Below are 19,310 nucleotides of genomic sequence, written 5' to 3'. Positions count from 1 at the left end.
GTTGGGGCATGGAACTTGCTCACCCAACCTCGTCCTCTCCCGGAGCCTCCCACCGTGCAATCCCCTCCCGGCACCCAGCGCATCGTCAAGATCCGCCGCGACTACAACACCTGGGTCGCCGACGAGACCATGGAAGACTACGCCCTGCGCTACACCCCCAAGTCCTTTCGCAAGTGGTCGGAGCTGCGTATCGCCAACACAGCCCTGGGCGCGGTGTCTTTCCTGGCGTTGGAAGCCATCGGCGGTGTATTGGCCTTGAGCTACGGCTTTACCAATACCTTTTGGGCCATCCTTGCCATCAGCCTGGTGATCTTCCTTACCGGCCTGCCCATCAGTTATTACGCGGCGCGCTACGGCGTGGACATGGACCTGCTGACCCGTGGCGCCGGCTTCGGCTATATCGGTTCCACCATCACCTCGCTGATCTATGCCAGCTTCACCTTCCTGTTCTTTGCCCTGGAAGCGGCGATCATGGCCCTGGCCCTTGAGTTGTATTTCCATATTCCACTGGCCCTGGCCTATGTGATCTGCTCGCTGCTGGTGATTCCGCTGGTGGCTTACGGCGTGACCCTGATCAGCCGCCTGCAATTGTGGTCCCAACCGATCTGGCTGCTGTTGCTGGTGCTGCCCTACGGCTTTGTAGGGTGGAAAAACCCCGATGCCTTCAGCGACTGGACCAGCTTTGTCGGGCGCAGCGGCGATGGCGGTGGCTTCAACCTGTTGGCGTTCTGCGCCGCCTGCACCGTGGCGCTGTCGCTGGTGACGCAGATCGGCGAGCAAGTGGACTACCTGCGCTTCCTCCCGGAAAAAACCGCCGCCAACCGCAAACGCTGGTGGGCCGCCCTGCTCTGCGCCGGGCCTGGCTGGATCATCCCCGGCGCGCTGAAAATGTTTGCCGGTGCGTTCCTGGCGTTTCTCGCCCTGCAACATGAAATCCCCATGGAGCGCGCCGCCGAGCCGACCCAGATGTACCTGGTTGCCTTCCGCTATGTGTTCAGCTCGCCGGAATGGGCACTCGGCGCCATGGTGCTGTTCGTGTTCATCTCGCAGATGAAGATCAACCTGACCAACGCCTACGCCGGCTCCCTGGCCTGGTCGAACTTCTTCGCCCGCGTCACCCACAGCCACCCCGGGCGCGTGGTGTGGCTGGTGTTCAACGTGGCTATTGCGTTGATGCTGATGGAGCTGGGGGTGTTCGATGTGATCGACCAGGTGCTGGGGCTCTACGCCAATATCGCGATTGCCTGGATCGGCACGCTGGTGGCGGACCTGGTGATCAACAAACCGCTGGGCCTGTCGCCCAAGCACATCGAGTTCAAGCGCGCACACCTCTATGACATCAACCCGGTGGGCGTCGGCTCGATGTTGATTGCCTCGCTGCTGTCGATCCTCGCCCACTTCGGCCTGTTCGGCGCGTTGGCCCAGGCGGCGCCACCCTTTGTTGCCCTCGGCACCGCGCTGGTGATGGCACCGCTATTGGCCTGGCTAACCAAGGGCAAGTACTACATCGCCCGCACCAGCGACCCACAGCTGATCCACCCGGTGGCGCCCGCCACCCATGCGGTGTGCGGGCTGTGCAGCAACCCGTTCGAAACGGCGGACATGGCGTTCTGCCCGGCCTACAGCACGCCGATCTGTTCATTGTGCTGCTCGCTGGATGCGCGTTGCGGCGATCGCTGCAAACCCCATGGGCGGTTGGTCAGCCAGTTCGAGGGCGTCCTGCGCTGGTTGTTGCCCAATACGATGATGCCGCGCCTGCACACCCGGCTGGCGCATTACCTTGGATTGCTGCTGGCGCTAGTACTGATGCTCGCCGGTGCCCTGGCCTTGATCTACGTACAGGCCGCCCAAGGGCTGCCCCACTCGGAAACCTTGTACCAGGCGTTCTTCAAGGCCTTCCTGACGCTCTCCGTGTTGGCCGCCGTACTTGCCTGGTGGGTGGTGCTGACCCGCGAAAGCCGGGGTGTGGCCCAGGAAGAATCCGACCGCCAGACCCTGCTGCTGATGCAGGAGATCGACGCCCACAGCCTCACCGACCAAGCGCTGCAACAGGCCAAGGAAGCCTCGGAAGCAGCGAACGCCGCCAAGAGCCGCTACGTCACCGGGCTGTCCCACGAGCTGCGTACGCCGCTCAACAGCATCCTCGGTTTCACCCAGATTTTGCAGCGCGACAGCGCCATGCCCGAGCAGCATCAAGACGCCCTGGCGACCATATTGCGCAGCGGCTCGCACTTGGTGTCGTTGATCGATGGGCTGCTGGATGTGGCCAAGATCGAGGCCGGCAAGTTGCGTTTGGAACTCACCGAGATTCCCTTCCCAGAATTGCTCCACGACTTGGAGCAGATGTTCACGCCCCAAGCCCAGGACAAAGGGCTGCGCTTTCGCCTGGACTGCGTGGGCAAGATTCCGGCGGTGGTGCGCGGCGACGAAAAACGCGTGCGCCAGATCTTGATCAACCTGCTGGGCAACGCCGTGAACTTCACCGACAGCGGCGAGGTGCGCCTGCGGGTCAGCTACATGCGCGAAACCGCCAACTTCGAGATTATTGACACCGGCATCGGCATTGATCCGGGGCAACTGGAACGGATTTTCCAACCCTTCGAGCGCGGCGACCTGATGCGCCAGGACAACGGCGTAGGCCTGGGCCTGACCATCACGCGTATGCTCACCGCGTTGATGGGCGGCGAGCTGCGGGTGACCAGCGAACTGGACAAGGGCACCTGTTTCCAAGTGCGGCTGTTTCTCTCCCAAGTGCGTGCTCCCCAGGCCGTGGTGCATGTGGAGCACGACATCGTTGGCTACCAGGGTGAGCGTCGGCGCATCCTGGTGGTGGACGACCACGTGGACCATCGCAAGGTGCTCAGTGGCATGCTTACACCCCTGGGTTTCGAGGTGATCCAGGCGAGTAATGGCCAGGAAGCGATCCGCCAGGTGGCGCTGCTGGCGCCCGATTTGATCCTGATGGATTTGTCGATGCCGACCCTGGACGGCTATGAAACCAGCCGCCTGATCCGCCGCAACGCGCTGTCTACCGCACCGATCATCGTGATCTCGGCCAACGCTTTTACCGACGACCGCGAACGCAGCATTGCCGCCGCCTGCAATGACTACCTGGCCAAACCGGTACGTACCCCGGAGCTGCTTGGCCGCGTGCAGCAACACCTGGGCTTGCAGTGGCTGCGCCGCACCAAAAGCCTTGTACCGCCGCCACCGCCCAACGTTTTGCCCAGCCCCGAAGACCTGGCCGAACTCGCCGAGCTCAACGCCATCGGCTATGTGCGCGGCCTGCACGCCAAGCTCGACAGCATCCTTGAACAACACCCAGACACCGCGCCGTTTATCGGCAAGGTGCGCGGGCTGCTCAAGGGTTTTCGCTTGGACGAACTCAACCGAACCCTCAAGGAGGCCGAACATGAATGCACTCACCCACAGCACTGAACCCGGCGTGGTGTTGATCGTGGACGACACGCCGGACAACCTGGCCATGCTTTCCGATGCCCTGGACGACGCTGGCTACATGGTGCTGGTGGCCCTCGATGGCCTCAGCGCGTTGAACCGCGTGCAACGTCGGCGCCCGGACCTGATCCTGCTGGACGCGATGATGCCCGGCTTGGATGGCTTCGAAACCTGCCGCCGGCTTAAGGCGATGCCTGCCAGCGCGGATATCCCGGTGGTGTTCATGACTGGCCTTACGGACACCAAGCATGTGGTGCAAGGGTTTGAGGTGGGGGGCAGTGACTACGTGACCAAGCCGATCCAAACCGACGAAGTACTGGCGCGGGTGGCGGCGCATTTGCGCACCTCGCGCATTTTGCTGTCGGCACGGGAGGCCAGGCTGCCGAGTGTATTGACCTTGGAAGATGAGCCGGCACAGCGGTTGTTGTCGGCGCGGTTTGCGCTGACGGAGCGGGAGGTTGAGGTGTTGCGGTGGGTGGCGTGTGGCAAGACCAATCGGGATATCGGCGATATTTTGGGCTTGAGCCCCAGGACGGTGAACAAGCATTTGGAGCATGTGTATGTGAAGTTGGGCGTGGAGACCCGCACCGCCGCGACTTCGGTTGCCCTAGCGGCAATCTGAAGCTGTGTGAGGTTTTTGTGGGAGGGGGCTTGCCCTAATGCCAGTCAGTTAAGGGCAAACACCGTCAGTGTGGCGAGGGAGCTTGCTCCCGCTGGGCCGCGTAGCGGCCCCAAAGATGGGACTGCTGCGCAGTCCAGCGGGAGCAAGCTCCCTCGCCACAGGTTAGCTTTTACTCTTTCTAACCCTTAACTGACTGGCATTGGGGCTTGCCCCCTCCCACATTAGCGCGTGGTGGAGCTTAGAGCGGGGTAATGGGCAGCGCTCGCTTGTGGGCAGTTTTGAGGTAGGCGTTTTCGACAGTCGCCCTCACCCGCTCACTCACTGGCTCGCCCATCAAATACGCGTCGATCTCTGCGTAAGAACAGCCATAAGCATGCTCATCCAACTTTCCCGGTACCAGTTCCTCAAGGTCGGCAGTCGGATGTTTGTGCACCAGGGCGTCCGGTGCACCGAGAGCTGTAGCCAGTAACCGCACCTGGGTTTTGGTCAGGCCGGACAGTGGCGCGAGGTCACAGGCACCATCACCGAACTTGGTGAAAAACCCCATCAGAGCCTCGGCGCCGTGGTCGGTGCCCACCACCAAACCATTGTGCAGGTTGGCGACGGAGTACTGGGCGATCATCCGCGTGCGCGCCTTGACGTTGCCTTTGATGAAGTCGACATGGGCGGCGCTGGCTTCGGTGGCGGTCAGGCTGGCCATGAGGCCATCGACAGACGCGGCGATGTTGAGGGTGTCGATCTGGTCCGGGGTGATGAAGTCCAGGGAGGCCTGGGCATCGCTTTCGTCGGCCTGGGTTTTATAAGGCAGGCGCATGGCGATAAAGCGCGCCACGTAGCCTTCGCTGCGCAACTGCTCAGCGGCCAGTTGGCATAGCCGCCCAGCAGTGAGGGAATCGACACCGCCGCTGATGCCCAGCACCAGGGCCTTGCAGCCAGAGCCACGCAACGTGGTCTTGATGAAGTCGATGCGCCGCTGGATTTCCTGGGCTTCACCGCCCTCGATCAATTGCCGATTGATATTGAGTTCCTGTGCGATACGGTCTTGCATGTCACACCTCCACACTGCCGACATTGAACACCTGAGCCGCGTACTGCAAAAACGAGGCGTCTTCGCAGACATTCTTGATCGGATCATCGGAGAACTTAACCACCGGCTCGCCGTGCACTCGCACCAGTTTCATCACGATGCTCAGCGGCTCCACACCTTCCACATCACAGGCCAGGCTGGTGCCCATGCCGAAACCGAATTTGGCCTTGCCTCTTACGTGACGCAGGATCGGCAGGCATTTCTCGAAGTTCAGGCCATCGGAGAACATCAAGTCCTTGGTCATCGGGTCGATACCCAGTTGCTTGTAGCGGGCCAGCACCTTATCGGCCCAGGCAATGGGGTCGCCGGAGTCCTGGCGCAGGCCGTCGTAAAGCTTGGCGAAGTACAGGTCGAAGTCCTTGAGGAAAAAATCCGTGCTGATGCAGTCGGTCAGCGCTATGCCGAGACGGCCGCGGTATTCACGCACCCAGTTTTCCAGCGCGGCGTTCTGGCTTTCGCGCAGCCGCCCCAGTTGCTGGTGCACCATCAGCCATTGGTGGGCCATGGTGCCGATCAGCGGCAGGTCGAACTCATAGGCCAGGTGCGCGTTGCTGGTGCCGACGAATTGGCCGGGAAAGTCGCGGCGCATGATGTCGACCACTTCGCGCTGGGCCTTGAACGACAGGCGCCGACGGGTAGAGAAGTCGGACACGCGCAGGTCGGCCAGTTCGTCGCGGCTGAGGTTTTTCTCCAGCCAGTCAAATTTCTGGTAGAGCTTGCGGGTGACGTCTTCCAGGGTCACATCGGGGTATTTGTCACGGTTGCGCAGCTCACTCACCAGCGCCAACACCGGCTGTTCGAACATGATGCAGTGCAGCATCGGGCCGATCACACGGATGTTCAGTTGGCCGTCGATTTCGCTGACGTGGATATAGCGCAGGTTGAAACGGTACAAGCCGAGGAAACGTTCGTAATCGGGCGTGAGGTACTCGCGAAAGCGCGGGTTGAACAGGAAGCGCAGCTCGCCTTCACGCATCTGCAGGCCGGACATTTTTTCAAGCTCGGTGCGCAGCTCGGGGATCAGGTGGCCGAGTTTCTCCTTGGAACGCACGATGAAGTTGTATTCCACTTCTACGTTGGGGTACTGGTGCAACACAGCCTGCATCATGGTGAAGGTGTAGTAGTCGGTATCGAGCAACCCCTGGATCACCGGGGCATCAAAATCGTAGGCACTTTCCATGGTGTGTCTCCTTAGCGCGCGGCCATCGTGGCCAGTTCTTCGCGGGTGCTGCTGATGACGGCACCGGCCTTGAGCAAATCGTTGACGGCCTGCACACCGCCCTCCTCGGTAATGCCTCGGCAGGCGGGCAAGTGCAGCACCACCTCAAAGCCGGCCTTGAGCAGTTGCAACGCGGTGGTCTTGACGCAGTAGTCCAGCGCCAGGCCGCCGACGATCACGCGGACAACCCCTTGGGCTTTCAAATACTCGATGACGCCGGTGGACAGCTTGTCGTGAAGGTCGTGGAAGCAAGCGCCGTAGGGGTGCAGGTCGGGTTCGACGCCTTTCCAGATGAAGTAATTGTAGTCATAGGGCGTGGGCAACTCGTCCAGCAGGGTGAAGCCCTCGGTGCCCGGTACGCAGTGGCTGACCCAGGTCACATCGGCGTGGACCAGGCCGGTGGGCTTGAGCATGTCGCTGTGCTGCGACACTACCCACGGCGCGTGCGGCGTGTGGGCGTCCTTGCTGCCCACGCGATAGCCGGCAAGGCTGGCCATGAAGTTAAGCTCGGCGCCGACCTGGTCGCCGCCGGCCACCGGCAATTCGTTGGGGCACAGTGGCGTAAAGCTTTTCTGGGCGTCGACATCGAATGAAGCAATGGCAGTTTTCGCGAGGGTCATGGCGGTTCTCCTGTGGCCTGGAAACAAAAGTACACGTCATGTACTTTCATTGCAAGAAACATTTGGATATCTATGCTGCCCGCAGTACATGACATATCTGTTCGATCCGCTAGACTGTGCCCCGCCACTGTTCAAAAGGAACCCTACATGCCGCTTAGCGCCTACCTGCATACCGTCGACCTGTGCGTGCTGTTCTATTGCCGCGCCTCGGGTGAACTCAAACTGCTGCTGAACAAGCGCGAAGCCGAGCCGTTCGCCGGGCATTGGGCGCTGCCGGGCGTGGTGGTCAATGGCGGCGTGCAGGACCTGAGCCTCAAGGATGCCGTGGAGCGGTTGCGGGCGAGTGACAAGGTGGGCTTCGACCTGGCCTGGAGCGAACAGGTGGGCACCGTCGGCGATGCATTTCGCGACCCGCGCTGCTGGTCGTCGTCCACCTACTACCTGGCGATTGTGGCGGATGAAGTGCAACTGGCTGAACACCAAGGCTGGTTTGCGCTGGAGGCGGTGGCTGATGGCAGTATCAAGCTGCCGTTCGATCACAACCTGATCGTGGCGGCGGTGCAGGAGCGGTTGTTGTCCAAGTCGCTGTACAGCAGCTTGCCGTTGATGTTCCTGGGCAGAGAATTCAGTGCACCGGAAGCGACCACTATCTTTTCGCAAGTGCTGGCGCGGCCGGTGCTGAAAACCAGCATTCGCCAGCGTTTGTTAAAGCTGACCGAGGCCGGGTATTTGCGTGAGACTGGGCGCAAGAAGAATGGTGAAGGCGGCAGGCCGCAGGCGACGGTGGAGGTCTTGAAACCGGGACAGATTTATTTTTTTGATCGGAGTTTTGCAGAGTAGCCCCCACCCAACAACAATGAGGATCAAAGGTGGGAGCTGGCTTGCCTGCGATGGCGGTCTGTCAGTCAGCCATTCATAACCTGAATCACCGCTATCGCAGGCAAGCCAGCTCCCACAAGGGATCTCCTTTGTCTGGACGGGTCCTAATTCATCCAGTTCCCACCATCAACGTTATAGGTCTGGGCCACCACATAATCGGCTTCCCTAGAGGCCAGAAACACCGCCATCCCGGTCAAATCCTGCGCCGTCCCCATCCGCCCAAACGGCACCTCCTCCCCTACCCGCCGTTTCTTCTCACCCGGTGCCAGCCCTTCGTGCTTGGCAAACAATGCGTCCACGCCGTCCCAATGTTCGCCATCTACCACGCCGGGGGCGATGGCGTTGACGTTGATGCCTTGTTTGATCAAGTTCAGCCCGGCGGACTGAGTGAGGCTGATTACCGCCGCCTTGGTCGCGCAATACACCGCCACCAATGGTTCGCCACGGCGCCCGGCCTGGCTGGCCATGTTGATGATCTTGCCGCCGTGGCCCTGGCTGATCATCTGCCGCGCTGCCGCCTGCAACGTGAACAACGTACCGGCGACGTTGATTGAGAACAGCCGGTCAAAGCTGTCACGGGTGATATCGACAATGGGTGCCAGGTCGAACAGCGCCGCGTTGTTGACCAGGATATCCAGCTTGCCCGCCTGGGCCACCACGGTAGCAATCGCACGTTCGATGGAGCCTTGGTCGGTCACATCCATCTCTACCGCGTAGGCTTGTGGGCCCAGTTCAGCCGCAGTCTCCTGCGCCCGTTGCAGGTTGATATCGGCAATCGCGACACGGGCACCCTCGTCGATATAGGCCTGGGCAAAGGCGCGGCCGATCCCACGCGCCGACCCGGTGATCAGCGCGCTCTTACCTTCCAGTCGTTTCATAGGGAATGTCCGTCAACAATTACTTGGGATAACCGGCGCGCTTCATCTCGCGCTCGGTGGTGGATTGCGCCTGCAGCAAGGCCTGGTCAACCGACATGCCACCAGTGAGCGCCGCCGAGAACAGCTTGCCCACCGAGGTGCCAATGGCCTGGAACTCAGGAATGGTCACGTACTGGATGCCCACGTACGGCACCGGTTTGACCGAAGGGTGTGCGGGGTCGGCGTGTTTCATCATTTCCAACGTTACCTGGGCGAACGGCGCGGCCTTCAAGTAGGCGTCGTTGTAGGTGGATTGGCGAGTGCCCGGTGGTACGTTGGTAATGCCTTCTTTGTCGGCCACCAGTTGGATGTAGTCCTTGGACGTTGCCCAACTGATAAACGCCTTGGCCGCGTCCTTGTGCTTGGAGGTGGCCGGAATGGCCAGGGACCAGGCGTACAGCCACGACGAGCCCTTGTCGGTGACTTCGGTGGGCGCGGCAGCGAAACCTACGCTGTCGGCGACCTTGCTTTGGCTTTTGTCGGTGGTGAAGGAACCGGCGACGCTGGCGTCCACCCAGATCGCGCATTTGCCACTGTTGAACAGCGCCAGGGTTTCATTGAAGCCGTTGCTGGATACCCCCGGCGGGCCATATTTTTTTAACGTATCGACGTAAAAATTGGCAGCGGCGGTCCACTCGGGGCTGGTCAGCTCAGGCTTCCATTGCTCATCAAACCAGCGTGCGCCAAAGGCGTTGGCCATGGTGCTCAGCAGCGCGATGTTCTCGCCCCAGCCCGCCTTGCCCCGCAGGCACATACCGTATTGGTCCTTGTCCTTGGCCGTCAGCTTGGCCGCGAACTCACCGAGTTGGGTCCAGGTGGGGTGCGTGGGCATGCTCAGGCCAGCCTGTTTGAACAGGTCCGTGCGGTAGTAGGTGACCGTGCTTTCACCGTAGAACGGCAAGGCGTACAGGGTGTCGTTGACCGACAGGCCCTGACGCACCGAGGGGAAGATATCGTCGGCGTCATAGTCGGCCGGCAGCTGGGTCAACGGTTCCAGCCAATGCTTGGCACCCCACAGTGGGGTTTCGTAGGTGCCGATGGTCAGCACGTCGAACTGCCCGCCCTGGGTGGCAATGTCCGTAGTAAGGCGCTGGCGCAACACATTCTCTTCGAGCACCACCCAATTGAGCTTGATGTCCGGGTGCTGTGCTTCGAACACCTTGGACAGGCGCTGCATGCGGATCATGTCGCTGTTGTTGACCGTGGCGATGGTGACGGTATCGGCAGCCTGGCCGGGCATGGCCAGCGCCAGGCCGGAAAGCAGGAACAACGCTTGCGGGAGCTTGGACATAGCGGTTTCTACCTGTTGTTTTTGTTGTTAAAGGTCGATTACAGCAGCTTGCCCAAGCCCTCACAAACGCCTGGCGGATGCTCGACTGATACTTTTTTAACCGCCCCCTTGAAGTTAAAAAAGTATCAGCCCCCCACGAAAACGGGGGTAGCGACACCGGACCTGGGCGCGTATTTTGAAGCGATTCCAAGAACCATAAGAAGCCCCTCATGCCTGCCAGCCGCGCCCAGCTGTTCGAGCACCGCCCTGCCGAACTTGAAGTGATCCTGCCCGAGCCGGACCACTGCTTCCGCTGGTTCGAACACGACTACCCCTACGACCTGGCGCGCTGGAACCACCACCCGGAATTCGAAATCCATCTGATCCGCCAAGGCTGCGGCAAGTTGGTGGCGGGTGACTACATTGGTGCGTTCAGCGCCGGGCATGTCGCGCTGATCGGGCCGGACCTGCCCCACGACTGGATCGGCGAACTGGCCCCCGGCGAGCACCTGCATGGCCGCGATGTGGTGCTGCAATTCGACGGCGCCGCCCTCCTCGCCTTGCGCAAGGCCCTGCCGGAACTGGGGGATTTGCAGCCATTGTTTGACCAGGCGCGGCGCGGCCTGGAATTCAGCGGCGAAACGGCCGTGCAGGCCGCACGCCTGATGGAAGGCATCGGCCATGCCAACGGCCTGCAACGACTGATCCTGTTCCTGCAGCTGCTCGACTGCCTGAAAAATGCCCCGCCGCACCAGATAAAAACCCTCGCCAGCCCCTGCTACGCCCCCACCCTGGACGTGCGCAGCGCCGAGCGGATCAACAAGGCCTTTGACTACCTGATGCGCGAACTCACCGGTGACGTGCGCCTTTCAGAGATTGCGCAACAATTGGAGATGAGCGAGCCTGGGTTCTCGCGGTTCTTCAAACGCAATACCGGCCATGGGTTTATCGACCTGATGCGCAAGTTCCGGGTACAACGCGCCTGCCGGCTGTTGCTGCAAAGCCAGATGTCGGTGGCGGACATCTGCTTTGAAGTGGGTTACGCCAACCTGTCCAACTTCAACCGGCACTTTCGCATCGAGATGCAACAGACGCCGAGTGAATACCGACGCGGCGAAGACCCTAGGCACAGGTGACCTTGTAGTGAGCGGGCTTGCCCCGCGCTGGGTGGCGAAGCCGCCCCAAATCCAGGCACCTCGGTATTGCTGGAATACTGCAGCGCCCTTGTTGGGGCGGCTTCGCCACCCAGCGCGGGGCAAGCCCGCTCACCACAACAAGCCCACTCATCCCAGCAAGCCCGCTCACCCCAGCAAGCCAGCCCATACGAAAGCCTTCAAGGCACGAAGATGATCTTGTCCGCACTACCGCTGTTCACCGCCCCATAGCTGCGCAACCCCTGCGCCAACGCCACCTCCCGCAGGCCCATGGGCAGCGGCAACAAGCCCTCATCGAAGAACCGTCCAAACTGCTCCAGCATGACCGCGCATTGCTCACAGTTGTAGAGCAAGGAATTGATCCCTACCACCGACCCGCCCTTACGGTACAGCGCTAACGCCGGCAGTTGCACGTGGCCGTCCACCGGCGCGGCGATGATGGCGATGCGGCCGAACGGCGCCAGCCCTGCGACCGCTGCCGGCAACCAGAACCCAGTGGTGTCGAAGATCACATCGGCACCGCCCTTGAACACCCCGTTGACCTGCGCACCCAGCTCGTCTGGCTTGCCCAGGGCAATCGCTTCAACACCCTGTGCCTGCAATGCCGTGACCTGTTCAGGCCGACGCACCGCCGCCAGTACCTGGGCACCACGGATTTTCGCCAGGGCCAGGGCCGCACTGCCTACCGCGCCGTTGGCCCCAATCACCAGCAAGCGCGTGCCTTGGGTCACGCCGCTGCGCTCCAGGGCATCCCAGGCGGTGGTGTACGGCACGCCCAGGCTGGCGGCCTGGGCGAAGCTCAAGTGGGTGGGTTTGAGTGCGACGCCCTTGGCTGAAACTTTCACGTATTCGGCATGGGAACCGTCGGCAAAAAAACCCAGGTCGCGGCCCGTGCCCCACACGTCCTGGCCGAGCAGATGCTGTGGGCCTTGGACCACAACGCCCGCAAAATCACGACCGGGAATACGCGGCAGCGTGGTGTAGGGGAAGCGCCCAAGCACGTTTTTTACATCGCTAGGGTTGAGGCCAGCGGCTTTGATCTGAACCAACACCTCGCCGGCTACCGGCACCGGAATAGCGACCTCGACGAAGCTCAAGGCATTAAGGTCGCCGGTGGCGGAAAATTGCAGTGCTTTCATGGCCAATATCCATCGAAGGGAAAAGGGATCAGGACAGCCAACCGTTGACCAACTGGCGCCCCATAGGCCAGAGCTTTTCGCCCAGCAGCATGCCCATCAGGCCCACCAGGGCGATGGCCGGCGGTGCGGGCGAGCGGAAGTCCAAGGCGCCGTAGATCACGCCGACTAACAGGCCGATGGCGAGGGAGATCAGGTAGTTCATGACAGCAGCGCCTTGTGGGTTGATGGGCTCAGTGTAGAGAGCCCATTCCTGAAGCATCGGCCAAGTGCTTCAGGCTATCGGCCAAATCCTCACCCCCAATAAAGGGACGGCGCTACACCCAGTTCGCGGCGGAACATGTCGCTGAAACTGCTGGGCGAATAGCCGAGTGAACGGGCGATGGCGTTGACCGGCTCGCCCTGGATCAACTCAGCGACCGCCGTGGCCAGCTGTACCTGGCGACGCCACTCGGCGAACCCCATGCCCAAGTGGTTCTGGAACAGCCGCGCCAACGTGCGCACGCTGGCACCGGCTGCTTCGGCGTGATGTTCAAAGGGGATATCCAGGGAAGGCGCCGCCATGACTGCTTGGCAGGCGGTGATCAAACGGCGGTCGGCATCCACCGGCATGGCAATGCGGATCGGTGAGCGCCGCGCACGCTGCAACTCCAGCAGCGCCAGGCCGACCAAGGCGTCGTAGTAAGCGGCGTCACCGTTGTCGCCCTCATCCACCAGCGTGACGATCAGCTCGCGCAGCAGGCCACCGACCTCGATCACCTGCACCTGGCTGTCCAGCGTCGCCGCCAGGGCCGGGCGTAGGTAGATATTGCGCATCTGCAAGTCCGATACCACGCGAATCCCATGTTCCACACCGGGCGGCAGCCATACGGCGCGCTGCGGGGGTACCACCAAGGCTTCGCGGGGGGTCTCGACCCACATCACCCCGCTCATGGCGTAGAGCAACTGGCCCCAGTCGTGGCTATGGGGTTCGATGTACAAACCACGCGGGTAGGTGCGGGCCAGGGGCTGCACGGGAACGGCGTGGTCACTGAGGTCGGGGGGTGCAGCGAGGGCCATGGGAGTGGGCATCGATCAAAGGTAGGCCGTCATGGTAATAACCTCCCGACCACTGGAACAACCCAAAGCCAAATGGGGTTAATCGACCTGGCGGGTATTGCTGCGATACATGAATACCAGCGCCAGCGCCAACAAGGCCATCGCCACAATACGGCTGCCGGACAATTCAATTGCCGGGTTGCCCAGCCAGCCGAAGTTGTCGATCAGCATGCCCATGCCCAGTTGCCCGACAATCACCGCCACGGTCGCCACCGCAGTACCCACAACCGGCACCGCGCCGACCATCACCATCATGTACACCACGCCGAACAAGGCGCCGGTCAGTTGCCATTTCGGAACGTCCAGCAAGCTGACCGCCTGGGCCGGCTCAAAGAAAAAGATCAGCAGCGCGGTGGTCAATGCCCCCACGGCAAACGTCAGCAAGCTGCTGCGCAACACGCCCACGGTCTGACCCAAACGCCCGTTGATTGCGGCCTGCACACTCAATACCGCGCCCGCGGCGATCACCAGCACCAATAACAGAATCAAATTCATCGCCTTACCCTCGTGCAATCAAAACAAGTGCCGCCACAATCAACGCCAGCGCGATCCAGCGCTCACTGTTGACCCGCTTGCGTGCGGTGCCGAACCAGCCGAAGTGGTCAATCAGCACGCTCTTGCCCACCTGGCCCGACAGAATCGCGATCATGGTCATGGCAATACCGATATGGGGCGTGGCAAGGGTCAGCACCACCACATACATCGGCCCCAGGAACCCGCCGATCAACTGCCAGCGCGGCAGGTCTGTCAGTGCCGGGCCCTTTTGCGGGCCGCTGAACAGAAGCAGCAAAAACAGAATCGCCGAGCCCACGCCAAAGATGCTCAAGGTCGCCCACAAGTGCCCTACTTGCACACCCAGGGGCCCCAGCAACCCGGCCTCCACCGACAAGCCCATGCCCGCCAGTATCACCAGCGGCAGCAACAGCAGCCGCAACCCGTTTTTTTTCGGCACGGCCTGCGCCACGCCCTCGATGGAACTCGCCTGCATACATCACCCGCATTTCAAGAAAGGAAACATGGCGCGCATTATCCGGTGGCCGCGCTGTGCGATAAATGGGAGCATGCAGACAACACCTTTGCGCAAAACGCACAGACCGGAGCCACTATGCAGGGTTTGAATGAATTAAGTTTCAAGGCGCTACGCCTGTTCGTGGCGGTGCTGGATTTGGGCAGTTTTTCCGAAGTGGCACGCCGCGAAGGCCTGGCGCCCTCTTCCATCTCCCGCCAAGTCCAGTTGATGGAACAGGCCCTTGGTCAACAACTTCTATATCGCCACACCCGCGCCGTCAGCCCCACCGAGGCCGGGCGCCTGCTGGGGCGCCATGCGCGCCTGATGCTGGAGCAGTTGGAGGCCGCCGGCCAGGCCCTGCAGGAACAGGAAAGCGAACCCAGCGGCCTGGTGCGCATCAACGCACCGATGGTGTTTGGCCAACGCCATCTCTCGCCGTGGCTGGGCGAGTTGTGTCGCCGCTACCCCAAACTGCAACTGGATATCCAGCAAACCGACACCTACGTCGACCCCCTGCAAGATGGCACCGACCTGCTGTTTCGCATCGGCGTGCTCAACGACTCCGGCATGCAGGCGCGTATCTTCGCCCCCCAGCGTTTTCGCATCGCCGCCAGCCCGGCCTACCTGGCCAAACATGGCACGCCCCGTCACCCAGACGAACTGGCTCACCACCAATGCCTGGCCTACAAAGGCATCACCGGCCAACAACGCTGGTTCTTCCGCCGCAACAATGACGACTGGACGCCCTACAGCGTCAAAGGCCCCATCACCGGCAACCACGCCGACACCCTCACCCACGCCGCCGAACAGGGCCTGGGGCTAGTGGTGTTTCCGTCCTGGCTGATTGGCGAAGGCCTGCGGGCCGGCACGCTACAGGCGGTACTGACGGAGTACGAGGTGGCGACCACACTGGAGCCGCAGCAAATCGCGGCACTATGGCCGGGGAGCCGGCGGTTGTCGCTGAAGGTGCGCACGGTGATTGATTATTTTGTGGAGTGCTTTGGGACGGTGCCGTATTGGGATCGGTGATGCGTGGAGGGTTTTGAGGATATTTCCGATGTAGGAAAGTAGGTCCGTTCTGATTTTGCGGGCCACTATTTTTAGGCAGCGTGTACTACGGCAGACTTTGGCGAAATCTTTTTCGGAGAGATGCCATGAGCTTCAAGTACCACAAACAATCCCGTGCTGAGCGAGTCGCCTCGGCCAGTTGTCAGGCCGTCTCCGACAGCTCACCTGCCTTTGGTTATAGTTGGCCAAAACACGGGGACCTTCCCATGATTATCGTGCCCTTGGGTGAAGCCAGAAACAATCTGTCACAACTGGTTGATGAGGCGGCATCCGGCAAAATCATCACCATTTCCAAACATGGCCGTGCAATAGCGCAACTTGTCCCCCTGGAAAAGCCCAAAAAATCACGCATTGGCGCAATGAAAGGCATGTTCGTCGTTCCCGATGACTTTGATGCGCCGCTACCAGACGATCTCCTGGACGCCTTCGAAGGCAACCTTTCATGAGGCTACTGCTCGACACCCATATTTTGCTTTGGGCGCTGACTGATGACCCTAAGCTCTCCAGCGAAGCTCAATCGTTGATTGAGGAAGCTGCCGAGATATACGTCAGCGCGGCAACTTTCTGGGAAATGGCAATCAAGGTCGGCTTGGGTAAGCTCACTATCGACCTGAGCAAAGCTCGTGAGTCGTGCATTGAAAGCGGGATAGTCGAGCTACCTGTCACCACCGAACACGCCGTAGCCGTTAAAGATCTTGAACGTCACCACAAAGATCCATTTGATCGACTCATTGTCTCAGTCGCCCTGAACGAGCCAATGCGACTGGTAACCGCCGATCCGCAGGTCGCCCAATACACATCCCTGGCGATTTTGGTGTAGGGCGATCCCTCACTGACTCAAAACACCCACTGCCCAATCAACCACGCATTCGCACCACTGATCACCGTAAACAAAAACCACGCCAGCACCTTGGTCGGCAGCCGATTCACAAACGGCCCCATCAGCTGTTTGTCGCCCGTCATGCGAATCAACGGATACAGCGCAAACGGCAACTGCAGGCTGAGCACCACTTGGCTGAGGATCAGCAATTTGCCAATGGCCTCGTCGCCCATCAGCCACACACCGAGAAACGCGGGGATCAGCGCCAAACCCCGAGTGATCAAGCGCCGTTGCCAGCAGGGAATACGCAAATTGAGATAGCCCTCCATGATCACTTGCCCGGCGATGGTACCGGTGAAGGTCGAGCTTTGCCCGGAGGCCAGCAGCGCAACGCCGAACAGAATGCTGGCGAATGCGCCGCCGACCAGTGGGTCGAGCAGGTGGTAGGCATCCTGGATCTCGACCACATCTGCGTGGCCGGTGTTGTGAAACGCCGCAGCCGCCAGGACCAGGATCGCCGCGTTCACCAACAACGCCAAGGCCAGGGAGCCGATGGTGTCGATGCGCGCCAGCTTGACCGCGTCCTGCTTGCTGGCCAGGTCCTTGCCGAACAGGCGGGTCTGCACAATGGAGGTGTGCAGGTAGAGGTTATGGGGCATCACCGTGGCACCGAGAATGCCGATGGCCAGGTACAGCGGCGCGGCATCGCTGATGGCCGACAGTGACGGCGTAAAGCCGCTGAGCACATCCGGCCAATAGGGTTTGATCAGCACCAGCTCGATAAAGAAACACACGCCAATGGTTGCCACCAGCGCCAGCATGATCGCTTCCAAGCGGCGGAACCCTCGATTTTGCAGGGCCAGGATCAGCAAGGTGTCGAAGGCGGTGATAACGATGCCGGTGGTCAGCGATACGCCCAGCAGCAGGTGAAACGCCAGGGCACAACCCAGCACTTCGGCGAGGTCCGTGGCAATGATAGAGATTTCCGCCAGCAGCCATTGAGTACGGGCCGAGCGTTTGCTGTAGCGCTCGCGGCACAGTTGCGCCAAATCCTTGCCGGTGGCGATGCCCAGCCGAGAACACAGGCATTGCACGGCCATCCCGGCCAGGCTGGCCAGCAACACCACAAATAAGAGGTTGTAGCCGTAGCGCGACCCAGCCTCGATGGCCGTGGCCCAGTTGCCCGGGTCCATGTAGCCGATGGAGATCAACAGGCCGGGGCCGGCGAACATCAGCATGCGTTTAAAAAAAGACGCCTTGGGGTCAACGGCGACGGAGCCGGCCACTTCCGGCGGGCAGAACGGGGCGGTAGCGATTTTCGGCAGGCTGAATTTCACGCGGTATCCCAGGCAAACACACTCGATAGACGCGCAGCTTAGCAGTCGGACACAACCGTGCGCATTACCGTGTCCCGCGGCAGGTCGAAGGCTTCGACCACTTGCACCACCAGGTCCATTTCCTGGTTCAGCGCCTCACGCTCCATGCGCTGGCGAATCACGCCGACCACCAGCACCGCCAGGGTGGTGATCGAATACGCCGGGCCGGAAAACGCGCGGACGCCGCTCACCAGCAGCATCGCCGCCGCCAACGCCTGGCCTACCACCGGGATTGCCGTGGCCGCTCCCCGACGCACGATAAACCCGGTCAGCCCCGCCAGTGCCGTACCGCTCAAGGCGGTGGTGGCCGAGCGGCCGATATCGAACCGGCTGAACAGGCCTTGCTCTTTTTGCGCAGCGGCCTTGAGTTCGGCGTCGAACATTAGCCGGTCGGCGCTACTGAGTTTGTCTTTGTACTGCTCGATGAGTTTTTCCGCGGCCAGGGCTTCCAGGTCCGCCAGCGCCACGCTACCCAAGGGACCATCAAACTTGATCCCCAGCCGTTGCACCACATCTTCGGCGATCTGGCGGTAACTCACGCCATGCCCACGGGCCAGGTTCATAAAGGTATCGCCGCCCATGCGTTGCAACTCGATGGCCAGCTTGAGCGGCTCACGCACACTGGCATCGATGGATGCACTGCGCTTTTGCGCCATCAACTCGGCGAGAAACGTCAATTCCTCCGGCCGTGCCTGCACCAAGGCCGCAAACAGGTCTGCATCCTCCTCGGCAAAACGCACCTCGCTGCTGCGCTGGTCAGCGCGAATCATGCCGCGCCGCTCGTGCAACAGGTCGGTGTACTGCACCACGGTCTGCAACTGCGGCCAATAGGCTGCGTGATCGAAGGTGGCCAAATGCACGTTGCTGACCTTGGCCTTGAGCGCCGGCGTGACCGGAATCGCATAACGACCGATGCAACGCTCGGTGTCCGGCTTCATGGCCAGGGCCCAGTCCTTGCTGGAGTGACAGTTGATCACCCGCCCCTTCAGCGGCGCCGCCACTTCGTCCCATGGGCTGGACGTACAGATCGCCCCGCCCATCAGCAACAGGTTGTCCAACGGCAATTCGCGGGCGGTTTCCGGGCTGGCCAGCAGGCTCTTGACCAAAATCCTGGCCCCCAGGGAGTGCCCGATCAGGTTGATACGCCGCACCTCCAAGGACTCACCGTGCAGGTAGCTGGCCAACTCCGGCAACAAGCTCTTGGCCACCTCGTCCACCCGCGCCTCGACACTTTTATAATGGTCGAGAAAATACGCAATCGCCTTGCCCACCCCCACCGTCGCCGCCCCCAGGCTGCCGCCGCCGAGCATGGCGCCGATCACGTCCTTGAACGGGGCAAACAGGTTTTCCAGGAAATGCCCCGCCGGCCAGAACAGCATCAGGTTGGTCGAGCCTTCGATGCTCGCCAGCTGTTGCTTGAAGTTGCCCAGTTGTTGCCGGTTAAAGAACGCCGAATAACCGTGAACATAGAGATTGAGCACATCCCCCTGGGGCTCGCCACACAGTACAAACGTGGGCTTGCGGGTGCGGTGCATTTCATCCCACTGGTGCTGCATGGGCCGGTGACTCCTGGTGACAA

The 19,310-nt window shown here is 61.2% G+C and carries 19 protein-coding genes; 7 read left to right on the top strand and 12 right to left on the bottom strand.

The genetic code is table 11. From position 1 onward, the window contains the following. Positions 1 to 54 precede the first annotated feature (54 nt). Together ACLD1Y_RS21385 and ACLD1Y_RS21380 are read left to right on the top strand one after the other, a co-directional pair. Complete coding sequence (locus ACLD1Y_RS21385; protein ID WP_429479803.1) at positions 55 to 3,438, top strand: ATP-binding protein; 3,384 nt, start codon at positions 55 to 57, stop codon at positions 3,436 to 3,438. Continuing rightward, complete coding sequence (locus ACLD1Y_RS21380; RefSeq protein WP_429479802.1) at positions 3,413 to 4,078, top strand: response regulator; 666 nt, start codon at positions 3,413 to 3,415, stop codon at positions 4,076 to 4,078. Before ACLD1Y_RS21385 ends, ACLD1Y_RS21380 begins: the two co-directional genes overlap by 26 nt. Positions 4,079 to 4,316: 238 nt before the next feature. On the opposite strand, the gene nadE is transcribed toward ACLD1Y_RS21380, so the two are convergent. Genes nadE through ACLD1Y_RS21365 form a run of 3 tightly spaced genes read right to left on the bottom strand, consistent with a single transcriptional unit; the run spans position 4,317 to position 7,004 of the window. Beyond that, positions 4,317 to 5,126: an ammonia-dependent NAD(+) synthetase gene (nadE, locus tag ACLD1Y_RS21375; RefSeq protein ID WP_429479801.1), complete on the bottom strand. Its 810-nt coding sequence runs from the start codon at positions 5,124 to 5,126 to the stop codon at positions 4,317 to 4,319. A 1-nt stretch (position 5,127) separates the two neighbouring features. Beyond that, positions 5,128 to 6,345: a nicotinate phosphoribosyltransferase gene (pncB, locus tag ACLD1Y_RS21370; RefSeq protein WP_429479800.1), complete on the bottom strand. Its 1,218-nt coding sequence runs from the start codon at positions 6,343 to 6,345 to the stop codon at positions 5,128 to 5,130. An 11-nt stretch (positions 6,346 to 6,356) separates the two neighbouring features. Continuing rightward, a complete protein-coding gene (locus ACLD1Y_RS21365; RefSeq protein WP_429479799.1) occupies positions 6,357 to 7,004 on the bottom strand; it encodes a nicotinamidase in 648 nt (215 codons plus the stop codon). 147 nt (positions 7,005 to 7,151) lie between these two features. Here ACLD1Y_RS21365 and ACLD1Y_RS21360 point away from each other — a divergent pair, with 147 nt between their 5' ends. Continuing rightward, positions 7,152 to 7,844, top strand: coding sequence for an NUDIX hydrolase (locus ACLD1Y_RS21360; RefSeq protein ID WP_429479797.1), 693 nt, complete (start codon positions 7,152 to 7,154; stop codon positions 7,842 to 7,844). Positions 7,845 to 7,987: 143 nt separating this feature from the next. Here ACLD1Y_RS21360 and ACLD1Y_RS21355 read toward each other — a convergent pair whose 3' ends face one another. Then, positions 7,988 to 8,761: an L-iditol 2-dehydrogenase gene (locus ACLD1Y_RS21355; RefSeq protein ID WP_429479796.1), complete on the bottom strand. Its 774-nt coding sequence runs from the start codon at positions 8,759 to 8,761 to the stop codon at positions 7,988 to 7,990. 19 nt (positions 8,762 to 8,780) lie between these two features. Continuing rightward, positions 8,781 to 10,091, bottom strand: a complete 1,311-nt coding sequence (locus ACLD1Y_RS21350; RefSeq protein WP_429479795.1) for an ABC transporter substrate-binding protein — start codon at positions 10,089 to 10,091, stop codon at positions 8,781 to 8,783. Positions 10,092 to 10,300: 209 nt separating this feature from the next. On the opposite strand from ACLD1Y_RS21350, the gene ACLD1Y_RS21345 reads away from it, so the two are divergent. After that, complete coding sequence (locus ACLD1Y_RS21345) at positions 10,301 to 11,206, top strand: AraC family transcriptional regulator (RefSeq protein WP_429479793.1); 906 nt, start codon at positions 10,301 to 10,303, stop codon at positions 11,204 to 11,206. Positions 11,207 to 11,403: 197 nt separating this feature from the next. Here the strand turns inward: ACLD1Y_RS21345 and ACLD1Y_RS21340 are convergent, their stop codons facing one another. From ACLD1Y_RS21340 to ACLD1Y_RS21320, 5 genes are all read right to left on the bottom strand, one after another. Beyond that, positions 11,404 to 12,363: a quinone oxidoreductase family protein gene (locus ACLD1Y_RS21340; protein WP_429479792.1), complete on the bottom strand. Its 960-nt coding sequence runs from the start codon at positions 12,361 to 12,363 to the stop codon at positions 11,404 to 11,406. Between the two features lie 28 nt (positions 12,364 to 12,391). After that, positions 12,392 to 12,565, bottom strand: coding sequence for a DUF1427 family protein (locus tag ACLD1Y_RS21335; RefSeq protein ID WP_429479790.1), 174 nt, complete (start codon positions 12,563 to 12,565; stop codon positions 12,392 to 12,394). A gap of 89 nt (positions 12,566 to 12,654) precedes the next feature. Beyond that, entirely contained in the window at positions 12,655 to 13,419 is a 765-nt protein-coding gene (locus ACLD1Y_RS21330; protein ID WP_429479789.1) for an AraC family transcriptional regulator, read from the bottom strand. 78 nt (positions 13,420 to 13,497) lie between these two features. Beyond that, a complete protein-coding gene (locus ACLD1Y_RS21325; RefSeq protein ID WP_429479788.1) occupies positions 13,498 to 13,953 on the bottom strand; it encodes a DMT family transporter in 456 nt (151 codons plus the stop codon). A 4-nt stretch (positions 13,954 to 13,957) separates the two neighbouring features. Further along, positions 13,958 to 14,446: a DMT family transporter gene (locus ACLD1Y_RS21320; protein WP_429479787.1), complete on the bottom strand. Its 489-nt coding sequence runs from the start codon at positions 14,444 to 14,446 to the stop codon at positions 13,958 to 13,960. Between the two features lie 117 nt (positions 14,447 to 14,563). Here ACLD1Y_RS21320 and ACLD1Y_RS21315 point away from each other — a divergent pair, with 117 nt between their 5' ends. The 3 genes from ACLD1Y_RS21315 (at position 14,564) to ACLD1Y_RS21305 (ending at position 16,355) form a co-directional block, all read left to right on the top strand. Further along, positions 14,564 to 15,496: a LysR family transcriptional regulator gene (locus tag ACLD1Y_RS21315; RefSeq protein WP_429479786.1), complete on the top strand. Its 933-nt coding sequence runs from the start codon at positions 14,564 to 14,566 to the stop codon at positions 15,494 to 15,496. Between the two features lie 125 nt (positions 15,497 to 15,621). After that, on the top strand, positions 15,622 to 15,981 hold the full coding sequence (locus ACLD1Y_RS21310; protein ID WP_429479784.1) for a type II toxin-antitoxin system Phd/YefM family antitoxin: 360 nt from the start codon (positions 15,622 to 15,624) through the stop codon (positions 15,979 to 15,981). Beyond that, a complete protein-coding gene (locus tag ACLD1Y_RS21305; RefSeq protein ID WP_429479782.1) occupies positions 15,978 to 16,355 on the top strand; it encodes a type II toxin-antitoxin system VapC family toxin in 378 nt (125 codons plus the stop codon). The genes ACLD1Y_RS21310 and ACLD1Y_RS21305 overlap by 4 nt, the downstream gene beginning before the upstream one ends. A 17-nt stretch (positions 16,356 to 16,372) precedes the next feature. Here ACLD1Y_RS21305 and ACLD1Y_RS21300 read toward each other — a convergent pair whose 3' ends face one another. Further along, positions 16,373 to 17,692 (bottom strand): Nramp family divalent metal transporter, encoded by a 1,320-nt coding sequence (locus ACLD1Y_RS21300; RefSeq protein ID WP_429479781.1) that lies wholly within the window; start codon positions 17,690 to 17,692, stop codon positions 16,373 to 16,375. Between the two features lie 38 nt (positions 17,693 to 17,730). Beyond that, entirely contained in the window at positions 17,731 to 19,287 is a 1,557-nt protein-coding gene (locus ACLD1Y_RS21295) for a DUF726 domain-containing protein (protein WP_429479780.1), read from the bottom strand. Between the last annotated feature and the right edge of the window lie 23 nt (positions 19,288 to 19,310).

Origin of the sequence: Pseudomonas sp. 18175, from assembly GCF_050432925.1 — a bacterium.
In the GTDB taxonomy this organism is placed as follows: Bacteria; Pseudomonadota; Gammaproteobacteria; order Pseudomonadales; family Pseudomonadaceae; genus Aquipseudomonas.
The sequence above is the reverse complement of the archived record's forward strand: the minus strand, read 5'-3'. Positions and strand labels throughout refer to the sequence as shown.